This window comes from Solilutibacter pythonis (genome assembly GCF_003697345.1).
Lineage (GTDB): Bacteria > Pseudomonadota > Gammaproteobacteria > Xanthomonadales > Xanthomonadaceae > Solilutibacter > Solilutibacter pythonis.
The window spans coordinates 36,678-47,090 of record NZ_RFLY01000022.1 but is presented as its reverse complement, the minus strand read 5'-3'; the positions used below and the strand labels follow the sequence as shown (position 1 = coordinate 47,090).

Annotated in this window: 14 protein-coding genes; 12 read left to right on the top strand and 2 right to left on the bottom strand. The window is 60.8% G+C overall.

All coding sequences use genetic code 11. The features are described 5' to 3' along the window. The 8 genes from EBB59_RS12385 to EBB59_RS12360 all read left to right on the top strand — a co-directional run. Positions 1–688: RHS repeat-associated core domain-containing protein (locus EBB59_RS12385; protein ID WP_245979311.1), on the top strand; the 688-nt coding region annotated here is incomplete at its 5' end. After that, positions 685–1,068, top strand: coding sequence for a hypothetical protein (locus tag EBB59_RS13565; protein ID WP_147455591.1), 384 nt, complete (start codon positions 685–687; stop codon positions 1,066–1,068). The genes EBB59_RS12385 and EBB59_RS13565, both read left to right, overlap by 4 nt. Before the next feature lie 161 nt (positions 1,069–1,229). Next, positions 1,230–1,448, top strand: a complete 219-nt coding sequence (locus tag EBB59_RS14320; RefSeq protein ID WP_342769042.1) for an RHS repeat-associated core domain-containing protein — start codon at positions 1,230–1,232, stop codon at positions 1,446–1,448. Beyond that, positions 1,445–1,834 carry an RHS repeat-associated core domain-containing protein gene (locus EBB59_RS14495; RefSeq protein WP_342769041.1) on the top strand — a complete coding sequence of 130 codons (390 nt, stop codon included), beginning with the start codon at positions 1,445–1,447 and terminating at the stop codon, positions 1,832–1,834. The genes EBB59_RS14320 and EBB59_RS14495 overlap by 4 nt, the downstream gene beginning before the upstream one ends. Positions 1,835–2,313: 479 nt before the next feature. Continuing rightward, positions 2,314–2,736, top strand: coding sequence for a tyrosine-type recombinase/integrase (locus EBB59_RS12375; RefSeq protein ID WP_245979309.1), 423 nt, complete (start codon positions 2,314–2,316; stop codon positions 2,734–2,736). 154 nt (positions 2,737–2,890) lie between these two features. After that, on the top strand, positions 2,891–3,559 hold the full coding sequence (locus EBB59_RS12370) for a tyrosine-type recombinase/integrase (RefSeq protein ID WP_158601805.1): 669 nt from the start codon (positions 2,891–2,893) through the stop codon (positions 3,557–3,559). 55 nt (positions 3,560–3,614) lie between these two features. Further along, positions 3,615–3,866 carry a type II toxin-antitoxin system Phd/YefM family antitoxin gene (locus tag EBB59_RS12365; RefSeq protein ID WP_122102461.1) on the top strand — a complete coding sequence of 84 codons (252 nt, stop codon included), beginning with the start codon at positions 3,615–3,617 and terminating at the stop codon, positions 3,864–3,866. Further along, complete coding sequence (locus tag EBB59_RS12360) at positions 3,863–4,117, top strand: Txe/YoeB family addiction module toxin (protein WP_122102460.1); 255 nt, start codon at positions 3,863–3,865, stop codon at positions 4,115–4,117. Before EBB59_RS12365 ends, EBB59_RS12360 begins: the two co-directional genes overlap by 4 nt. Positions 4,118–4,941: 824 nt before the next feature. On the opposite strand, the gene EBB59_RS13560 is transcribed toward EBB59_RS12360, so the two are convergent. After that, a complete protein-coding gene (locus EBB59_RS13560) occupies positions 4,942–5,319 on the bottom strand; it encodes a hypothetical protein (RefSeq protein ID WP_147455590.1) in 378 nt (125 codons plus the stop codon). 178 nt (positions 5,320–5,497) lie between these two features. Between EBB59_RS13560 and EBB59_RS14610 the strand changes: the two genes are divergently transcribed. The 4 genes from EBB59_RS14610 (at position 5,498) to EBB59_RS12350 (ending at position 9,524) form a co-directional block, all read left to right on the top strand. Then, on the top strand, positions 5,498–5,791 hold the full coding sequence (locus EBB59_RS14610; RefSeq protein ID WP_484385937.1) for a YbbD-related protein: 294 nt from the start codon (positions 5,498–5,500) through the stop codon (positions 5,789–5,791). Continuing rightward, positions 5,791–5,913, top strand: a complete 123-nt coding sequence (locus EBB59_RS14435; RefSeq protein WP_281273249.1) for a hypothetical protein — start codon at positions 5,791–5,793, stop codon at positions 5,911–5,913. The genes EBB59_RS14610 and EBB59_RS14435 overlap by 1 nt, the downstream gene beginning before the upstream one ends. 222 nt (positions 5,914–6,135) lie before the next feature. After that, positions 6,136–6,708, top strand: coding sequence for an ECF-type sigma factor (locus EBB59_RS12355; RefSeq protein ID WP_122102459.1), 573 nt, complete (start codon positions 6,136–6,138; stop codon positions 6,706–6,708). Continuing rightward, the gene (locus EBB59_RS12350; RefSeq protein WP_122102458.1) at positions 6,708–9,524 is read left to right on the top strand and encodes a serine/threonine-protein kinase; all 2,817 of its coding nucleotides are present in this window, start codon (positions 6,708–6,710) and stop codon (positions 9,522–9,524) included. The genes EBB59_RS12355 and EBB59_RS12350 overlap by 1 nt, the downstream gene beginning before the upstream one ends. A gap of 4 nt (positions 9,525–9,528) precedes the next feature. Here the strand turns inward: EBB59_RS12350 and EBB59_RS12345 are convergent, their stop codons facing one another. Beyond that, positions 9,529–10,143 (bottom strand): thymidine kinase, encoded by a 615-nt coding sequence (locus EBB59_RS12345; RefSeq protein ID WP_122102457.1) that lies wholly within the window; start codon positions 10,141–10,143, stop codon positions 9,529–9,531. Between the last annotated feature and the right edge of the window lie 270 nt (positions 10,144–10,413).

Below are 10,413 nucleotides of genomic sequence, written 5' to 3'. Positions count from 1 at the left end.
AAACGAAGCCATCGGCCGCACCTACTTCCTGAGCGACCACCAGAACAGCACGCGAGCGTTGACCAACGCCGCGGGCCAAGTGGTGAACCGCTACGACTACGACCCGTACGGCAACGCGCGTCAGAGCAAAACAGGCTTCAGCAACCCGTACCAATACACGGGCCGTGAACGCGACCAGACGGGCCTGATGTACTACCGCGCCCGCTACTACCGTCCTGACATGGGGCGATTCATTGCGGAAGACCCGATCGGGCTGGCGGGGGGATTGAATACGTATGGGTATGTCAAAGGTGATCCAGTTAGCTTCATTGATCCTTTAGGTTTACAAGCCTATACGCCAGGTTTGACCCCTCCACCCAATATTCCTGGCCAACCGCCTGGCACCTTCTTAGGCCCACCTAACGGTTCGGATAGAACTACTTGCAGATATGTGTCTGATGGCAAGAATGGCGGTCCTAGAACAGCACCAAAGGCATATTGGAAAACGAAGACTCCGAGCACGCGCTGGCAGCGCTACAATCTGCGAGGAAATCCTATTACCCCTGGCCAAGCACATCCGAACAACCGTCCGACGGTATCTCCTTGGTCACGTGCTGCTTGGTTTATATTCTTGATGACTTACTCTTCCCCGCTAAATGAGTCTGAAGATCAAACGCTCGAAATTATGCGAGAAGAAGGGGGGTCGTGATCGTGATTGGCCATGGAGAAAACCAAGTGCTTAATGAAATTTCGCTCGAAGAATCCATGAGGAAGTGCCTAATTTATTTCAAAAGCGCAGTTCAATTAATGTTAATGTCTCCCGAAGACATTTTCGAAGAGTTTGGGGCGTATGCTGGGGCTGCTTGGGAATTAAGGCAGGAGCTTCTTTTAGGAAAGCCACTTGTTGTGTGGGGTCAGCTTCCAAATTGCGAACGCAAGCTAATTGAAGATATCGTTAATAAAGTAGAGGAGATGCCTGTCAAAGCTTTTGGGGGATTGGGTATAGAGGATTTGCGCAACTCCTCTTGGCTACCTGTCCGAAATGCTGCAGGTAAGCTTTTGGCGGAAGGCATTAACACTTCAGTGTGACTTGAGTGATTGCCAAGCCCCACACTGCGAGGTTTTTTCTTTAGCCGTCTTGCTCCCATCACCTTGCACCGTGCTTGAGCACCAGCCCTTCCAGCAGGTATCGGCTACATTGAACCGGACCACCTGGGCACGCGAGAGTGATCATCGATGCGAAGCGCAACGTGGCGACATGGAGATGGCCGCTGACGGGGGAAGCGTTCGGCGCGGACGCACCGGAAGAAGACCCGGACGGCGACGGCGAACGCTACGAGTTCGACCTACGCTTTCCTGGCCAACGCTACGACCGACACACGGGGCTGCACTACAACTACTTCCGGGATTACGAACCACAGACAGGGCGGTACGTGCAGAGCGACCCGATTGGGCTTAAGGGGGGGTGAATACGTACACCTATGTCGGGGGAAATCCGGTCAATGCGGTGGATTCCCTCGGCCTTCAGGCCTGTTTGCTGACGACGGTCGGTCCTGGTGGAGTCCGGGATCATTCTGCGGTGTATACGACGCGAGGAGACGTCGGCGGGCCGGTGCTTTACGATCCCGCCGGGTCATATGGTGCTGTGAACGGCGGCGGTAGTAGCGGCCTTGTGACGGGCGATGCTGCAAACATCGCCAAGTTCAAGGCCTTTCATAAAGGCCAAAAGGTGGAGTCCACCTGCAAGGACACTTCTCAAAAGGAAGAACAGAGCATCATCAATGCGGCCATGAATCTTCCTTCGGCGGTGCCATTCCAATGTGCAGTGATGTCTTCGACAGCGCTAAGCGGATAGCCTTCATTCCCGCATGTAGAGGCGGGAACGTTCTTCCCCGGTAATCTGCTGCGGCAATTCAGGAGAGGGCTGTGACTGCGTTGGTTTGCCTCTTTGGCTTCATAGGTCTTGCTTCCATCGGTTTGCTTCCATTCCGATCCTGGCAAGTGTTGAAAGGCGTTAGGAACGTGGCGGCACAACTGCCTGGAAAGCTACTGGTTGTGATTGCAGTACTGGTAGTGGCAGCGGCTCTATGGAGCGACTTGTAAATCACAATCCGAATTTTTAGGTGCCTTACGCAGACCTATTGCGGTCCTGGTGTTGCGAGCGGATGGACTTACCTTGCGATGCTAGGTGTTGTTTATTTGGCTTTTGAAGCCGCTGTTTTCCTGCTGCAAAGGGCTGGTCGAGTCAAGGCAATTAGGCCAGCCGTGTAAATCAAACGCAGCGCACCATCAAAGCCCCGCCTTGACCGGCGGGTTTTTTGTTTAGCCGCTGCTTTGCGCGAGCATGGGGTCGAGCACTTTGGCGATGACGCGCTGCTCGGACTACAGCCGAAGCGCCTGCCGCACACGTTGCTGGCGGTCGCTGATATCGACGCGATCCTGCACGAGGCCGAGCCGGCGACGCCGGCCGGCCTGCGCGATCGGGCGATGTTGGAACTGCTATATGCCACCGGCTTGCGGCGGATGGAGCTGCCGGCGGTCACCGTGGAATCTGCCCGAACAAAGGCGCGTGCCATCCTTGCAGAGGCAGACCAGCACCGCGCCCCGCTCGTTGTCATCGAGGCAGCCAAGCCCAAGCTGCAGACGCTGGGTGAGTTCATCCACGACAACTATGCTCCGTGGGCCAACGTGAACCAAAAGGCCGGCCAGGCAACCGTGAACGCCATCGATGCCGTGTTCGGTGACCTGTACGACTGAGAGCTAGGCAAGCTGTCCGCGTTCGACATTGAGCGCGTGAAGTCCAAGCGGCTGAAGGAAGGCCTGAAGCCCTCCACGGTCAACTGCGACTTGGCCCGCAATCCGTGGGGCGCTGTCCCGCGTGGTGGACTGGGGAATGCTGTCCGAGCATCCCATGCGCACCGTGAAACAAGCCAAGGGCGCCGACGATAGCCGTGTGCGCTACCTGACGGCCTCCGAGGAAAAGCGGCTCAGGAAGGCGCTGGTAGAGCGTGAGCGCACACGCAGGGCAAGCAGGGAGCGCCACAACGCATGGCACGCGCAGAGGGGCGCTGAGAGCCACCGGCAGTGGCCGCGGGACAGCTACACCGATCACCTGATGCCGATGACGTTGCTGGCCCTCAATACCGGCATGCGACGTGGCGAACTGCTGGGGCTGGAATGGGCCAGCGTGAACCTGCCCGGCAAGCTGCTGACCATCACCGCAAGCAACGCGAAGTCACGCAAGGCGCGGCACCTGCCGTTAAACACCAAGGCGCTGGACGTGCTGACCCGCTGGAAGGTGCAGGCAGGAAAGGGCACGCGGCTTGTGTTCCCATCCCCCAAGACGGGCGGGCGAATGGACAACATCAATAGCAGTTGGGAGGAACTGTGCGCGTCGGCCGAGCTGGCCGATTTCCGCTTCCACGACTTGCGCCACTCGTTCGCATTGCGCCTGGTCATGACCGGCGTGGACTTGAACACCGTGCGCGAGCTGTTGGGGCGCAGCGATATCCGCATGGCGCTGTGCTATGCGCACCTCGCGCCGGACAAGCTGGCCGAGGCCGTCGCCGAGCTGGGTTAGTTGAATGTTCATCTGCATTTCTGTACGTTATCCCGTACATATTTGGACGCCTGCCATGAACACCATCACTTACACCGCCGCGCGTGCTTCGCTGGCCGACACCATGGATCGCGTGGTCAACGATCACGAACCGGTCATCATCACCCGTAGCCGGGAGCAATCCGTGGTCATGATGTCGCTGGACGACTACAAGGCCATGGAGGAAACAGCCTATCTGCTGCGCAGCCCCAAGAACGCGCAGCGCTTACTGCGTTCGATTGCGCAGCTTGAATCCGGCAACGGCCAGGCGCGGGAGCTGGCCGAGTGATCCTGCAATTCTCGGATGACGCTTGGGAGGATTACCTCTACTGGCAGCGGGCTGACCGGAAGCTGCTGAAGCGCATCAACGAGTTGATCAAGGCTATCCAGCGCGATCCGTTCCAAGGCATCGGAAAGCCCGAGCCGTTGCGCCACGCGCTCGCAGGCTACTGGTCCAGACGCATCAACGACGAGCATCGAATCGTCTACAAGATCGAAGGCGACGTACTGATGATCGCACAGGCTCGATACCACTACTGACGGCATAAACCCCACTATTTGCGGGGTTTTTCTTTGTCACCTGAAGCAGTCAATCGCGCCACTTTTTCGTTAATTTTTTCCATCGCACTTTGCATGTCAACTAACTTTGTGTGCAAGCCATCAACTTCCTCGCGACTGTATTTGCTGGAATGCCTCCAAGGGCGAATTCCAAATCTATTTTCTTGCCCATTTGCCATGACAAGGCAGAGCCGCGAGGGTCGGCTACGTCGAACCGGACCACCTGGGCACACCGAGCCCAGCTAAAAATTGGGCGGCCACTTGGTCGATGGGGGCCAACAAATCAATGTCAGTCTTTTGTTGCTAGAACGCTTTGGAATGCGAGTGCTGTCGATCGACAGACAGTACAAAATCAACGTTTGTTGAATTCAATGGTGCCGGGGTTGAGATGAGTATGACAAGAACCGGTTTTCTTGTGTTGGTTGGTCTTCTTATTTCTGCGTGCGCTAACCCCGATGGGGATTCTGTCGGGAGGCTTCTCGACAAGGAAAATGTTGAGTGTGTTCCGCCTGCCCGCTTGGAGATACAACCTTGGGGGAGAGGCGGCTCGTCAAAGAGCTGCAAGATTATAAGTGGCCCCTTTGTCGCTGCTGAAAATGGCTACATACATCTGCGGGGACAGTACGAAGCTGGTCAAGAGATTGGTCTTTGGCGGTGGTATGACAGGGAGGGAAATGTGGTTAAGGTAATAGATTATTCAAAATCAGCTCCCACTCCATGACCGAAGCCCCGCCCGGTCAGTATTGCGACAAGGGATCAGGGCTGTGGTACAACGGCTTCCGTTACTGTGACAACCGCCTGGGTACTTATGCCGAGTCGAAGCCGATTGGATTGGTGGGAGTGTCAATACGTATGTCTATGTCGGGGGGAATCCAGTGATGTTCGCCGATCCCTTGAGGTTGCAGGATCGTTTGGGAGGGTTCAAACCACCAGGTAGGGCGCAACGTATACGGGTGGGTACGGTGAAGGATATTTTGTATCGATATGCCAGTGAGATGCAGGCTAAGAATTGGATTGGCGCTGATAAGTTTTACCACTGCATGGCTATGTGCGAAGAAGCTGGTTTTTGTGAGGAATAAGCTGCGATTGCGATTGCGATTGCGATTGCGATTGCGATTGCGATTGCGGGTGCGGGTGCGGGTGCGGTGGGTGAATTGCGAGAGTTCAATCAGCAATACCGGCATGAGGATAAGAAGGAATAATGTGATGCTGATAGGGTAGCCAACAACATTGGGCTCAATGCAGGACGGACAGGTCGGGTTTGCTCTATAGCCTGTGGAGGATGTAAGCCGCCAGGGATGCCTTGTCCATGATTTCGACGAATAAAATGAAGATAATTCATTCTGTTTTGTTGATTGCTGCATTGTTGGCGGCTGTAGTGGGTTTTCTAAAACGACGACGAGTCAATATTCGAATTACAAAGAGGCTATGGGGGATGGGGCTTTTCAGAGAAGCTGGTTGCCTAGTGATTTGCCCGAGAGCGCTTTTAATATTATAGGGACGCATAACATGGATGCGAACGATATGTGGGTTAATCTTCAATATAAAAAACCTGATGTTGATAATTTTATTCGGCGGTGTGCTGAAATCTCGGATCTTTCACTGCCGCTTTCCAGGCGGACTAAAAAATGGTGTGGTGGTGGCCGGGAATGCTGATGGATAGAAAGAGCAATGAGTTGCCAAATGCCATGCGGGGATATCATTGTTCTAAAATTCCCCATGCTGAAACCTTGGTTGATGCAGGCTTAATTTTAGAGCTGGAGAAAGCGGCGGCCTGATATTGGGTTGGCCCTTGGAACTTACTATTGGTGTCGCCATCTCGTACTTCTGCTCCCCTCCCGCCAGCGCCGTACCCCCGAACCTGTAAAGTCCGTTAACCATGAAGGCGGGCATGAAGAAACGCGGTTTCACCGCCAAGCAGATCATCGGGTTCCGCAGGCAACCGGGGTCGGGGCGTGCGATTAAGTCAAAAGTGCATGACAGGCTCTAAACTCCCCGCCATGCAAACGCCCTCCGACGGCATCACCCAGTGGCTCGACGAAGCGCGCGGCGGCGACCGCGCGGCGCTCGATCGGGTGCTTCAGGCGCTCTACCACGAGTTGCACGCGATGGCGAAGCGACAACTGGGCGGCGAGCGCGACGAGACGCTCGATGCCACCGCGCTGGTGCACGAGGCGTATCTGAAATTGATCGGCCAGGAGGACGCCCAGTTCGCCGACCGCGCCGCGTTCTTCTCCTACGCCGCCTCGGCGATGCGCAGCGTGGTGGTCGATCACGCGCGCGCCCGGGTGGCGTTGAAGCGTGGTGGCGGCGATACCGTGCAGCGCGTCGCCGACCTGCCCGACAACGTCAATGACGGCATCCGCCTCGACGAAGACCTGCTCTCGCTCGATAGCGCGCTCACCCAATTGAACGAACTCGACCCGCAACTGGCGCGGGTGGTCGAGCTGCGTTACTTCGCCGGTTTGTCGGAGCCGCAGATCGCCGAACTGCTTCAGCGCGGCGAGCGCAGCGTGCGCCGCGATTGGCAGAAAGCGCGGATGTTCCTGCTGCGCCAGTTGCAAGGCGAGTGATGGATCCCGCGCGCTGGCTGCGGCTTTCGATCGAGCTGGACGCCTTGCTCGACCTCGAAACCGACGCGCGCGCCGTGCGGCTGGCGGTGATCGCGCGCGAGGATCCCGCCTTCGCCCGCGACCTTGGCGAATTGCTGGCGCAGGAAGCCACCGAGGACAGCTTTCTCGACACGCCGCTGATCACCGCGCCGCCCGGCCCGCGCGAAGGCGAGCAGGTCGGGCCGTACCGGTTGGAAAAATTGCTGGGCGAAGGCGGCATGGGCCAGGTGTGGCTAGCCGAACGCGCGGATGGTCTGTACGAACGCCGGGTCGCGTTGAAGCTGCTGCGCCCGGGCTTGGCCGATCCCAACCTGCGCCTGCGCTTCACCCGCGAGCGGCAGATCCTCGCCCGCCTCGCCCATCCGCACATCGCTCGCCTGCTCGATGCCGGCATCAGCGCCGGCGGCCAGCCGTATCTGGCGCTGGAGCATGTCGAAGGCGAAGGCATTCTCGAATACTGCCGCCGGCGCGGGCTTGGCCTGCGCCAGCGTCTGCAACTGTTCCGTCAGGTCTGCGCGGCGGTCACGCACGCGCATGCCAACCTCGTGGTGCATCGCGATCTCAAACCTTCGAACATCCTGGTCACGGCGCAGGGCGAGGTGCGCTTACTCGATTTCGGCATCGCCAAGCTGCTCGACGGCAACGAGGCCGACCCGCCTGAAGCCACCCGTACCGGCGTGCGCAGCTTCACCCTGCATTACGCCGCGCCCGAGCAGATCCGCGGCGAGCCGGTCACCACCCAGACCGACGTCTATTCGCTCGGCGTCATCCTCTACCAACTCTTGACCGGCGAACGCCCATACCGGCTGAAGCGCGAATCCAACGCGCAGTGGGAGGAAGCGATCCTCGCCGCCGACCCGCAGCGGCCGTCGCAGTCGGTGCGCGCCGGTACGGACGAAACATTGCCGGGCATCGACCGTCGGCGCTGGTCGCGGATGCTGGCCGGCGATCTCGATAACATCGTGCTGAAAGCGCTCTCGAAGGGGCCGGCGCAACGCTACCCTTCGGCCGAGGCGATGTCGCTGGATGTGCAGCGGCATCTCGATGGCATGCCGGTGCTGGCGCGGCCGCAAAGCCTGGCGTACCGCGCGCGCAAGTTCATCCGCCGTCACCGCTGGCCGATTTTCGTCACCAGCACGGTGCTGATCAGCCTGCTTGGGCTACTGGGGCTGACCTGGTACCAACGCCAGCAGGCGGTGCGCGAAACCGCACGCGCCCAGGCGTTGCAGGATTTCGTCATCGGCCTGTTCGAAAACGCAGGCGTGGCGACCACCGGCAAGCCGGTCGATGTCGAGACGCTGGTCGATGCCGGCGAATTGCGCGGCGAGCGTGAACTGGCGCGGCAGCCGCGCGCGCATGCCGAATTGCTGGGAGTGATCGCGCGCATCCGCATCGCGTTGGGCCAGTACGAAGAAGCGCGGGCGCTGCTGCAACGCCAGCAACGCCTGCTGACGCTGCTGCCGGGCAAGCCGCCGGCGCTGCACCTGGATGCCGCCACCCAGCGCGGCCGCCTGCGACGCTTGCAGGGCGACGCGGCCGGCTGCGTCGCCATCCTGCAACCGCTCCTGGTCAATGCGCGCGCGGTGCAGACGCAACTGCCGGCGCTGGTGGCCGATTACTACTCGCAGCTGGCCCGCTGCCAGCGCGGCATCGGCGAGCGCGAACCGGCGCGTCGGCTGTTCGAGCAATCGCTCTCGCTCCGTCGCGGCGTGCTTGGCGACGACAGCGGCGTGGTCGAGAATCTCACCGACCTGGCCGCGCTGTCGGTCGATGCCGGCGATACCGTCCAGGCCCTGAGCGGTTTCCAGGGCGCGCTGGCCCAGTTGCACAAGGTGGCCGGGCCACGGCATCCACTGGCTATCGACATCCTGCGCTCGATCGGCACCACCCAGCAGCAGATGGGGCAGGCAAGCGCGGCGATCCGCTCCTGGAAGGAAGCCCTGGCGCTCTCCGACGATTTGCTCGGCCCCGCGCACCCGGCCACGCTGGCGTTGCGCCGCCAGTACGCCGTGCTGCTGGTCGGCGAGGGCCGGCTGAAGCAAGGCCAGCGCGAACTGCTGGCCAACCACCCGCGTGTGCTGCAACGCTACGGCACAGCCGGCCACGAGGCGGCGCAGTCCTGGGATGCGTTGGGCCAGGCCGCGCACGCGCTGGGTGAACTCGACCGCGCGCACGACGAATTCCTGCGCGCCGCCCGTCTGCAACGCGACCTCAAGGCCAATGCCGCGCTGGCCGATACCTTGCAGCGCGATGCCGCGGTGTTGATCGAGGCCGGGCGCGCGCAGGCGGCGTTGAAGGTGCTCGACGACATCGCCGGCCTGCGTGGCGACGGCCCGACTCGCGGCTTGCGCCTGCTGCGGGCCGAGGCGCACGCGCAACTGGGCGCGCGCGGCGCCGCGCTGGCGGTGCTGGAATCCGCCGGCGACGACGCCGAGGCCCGTATCGTCCGCGCCATCCTGCGGCTCGACGATGCGTCGACCGCCGCGAGTGCCGAGGCGGAATTGCAGGCGATTGCGAACAAGCAAGTGGGCGATGCCCGTTTGTTGCGGCAACACCTGCTGGCGCAGATGGGCTTGGCCGAAGCCGCCTGCCGGCGCGATGCCGCCGCCGGCCACGAAGCCTACCAACGGTTGCAGGCGACCCTTGCCAGCCTGCGCCCGGAAGGCGGCGTCCTCAACCGCCGCGTGCGGGCCGCCGGCCGGGCATGCGCGGCCCGTGCCAGGGAAGAAGCGACGGCTGGCGAAGCGCGCGCGGCCGCCCGCCCGCCCGCGTCATGAAGCGTCATAGCAATGGCGGCTGCAAGGGAGCGATTTCGCCCTCGCCGCGCATCACCTTCTTGAATTCCTTGCGGCTCACCGAGACGTAACGCTCGTTGCCGCCAATCTCCACCTGCGGCCCGTCGGCCAGCGCGCGCCCGGCCTCGTCCACCCGCACCGTCATCGTCGCCTTGCTGCCGGAATGGCAGATGGTCTTGATCTCCTGCAACTCGTCGGCCCATGCCAGGAGTGCTGCGCTGCCCTCGAACAACTCGCCCCGGAAATCGGTGCGCAGCCCATAACAGAGCACCGGGATGCCGAGCGCATCCACCACCTCGGACAATTGCCAGACCTGCGCCTTGGAGAGGAATTGCGCCTCGTCCACCAGCACGCAATTCAAACGACCGTGCGCGGCGATGTCGGCCTCGATCAAGCGTTGCAGGTCGTGCTCGTGCTCGAAACGCAGGGCGTCCGATTCCAGCCCGATGCGCGAAGCCACCTTGCCGCCGGCGCGGTCGTCCAGCCGCGGCGCCAGAATCGCCACGCGCATCCCGCGCTCCCGATAGTTGTGCGCCGATTGCAGCAGCGTGGTGGTCTTTCCGGCGTTCATCGCCGAGTAGTAGAAATAGAGCTTGGCCACTGGAAGGATGTTCGATCGGCTGATCCCGGCTGGGTATTTTTGCAATTTTCCGAAATTCGGAACAGCCGGCTCCGCAAACGAAAAGCGCATCGCCAGCGGCCGCGTTCCAACCCGGTGGGGCGGACCCGGTTCGGATGCCGGCGGCGTATCCGGCCGGCCAACCGTGGCCGTGATACCGGCGATAAATCACCGAGTGGCGAGCAGCCTCGCCAACCGCCGCCGTGCTCGTTCCCGGCTTGCCCACGGCCTGTCAATCTCGACACCGCTGGC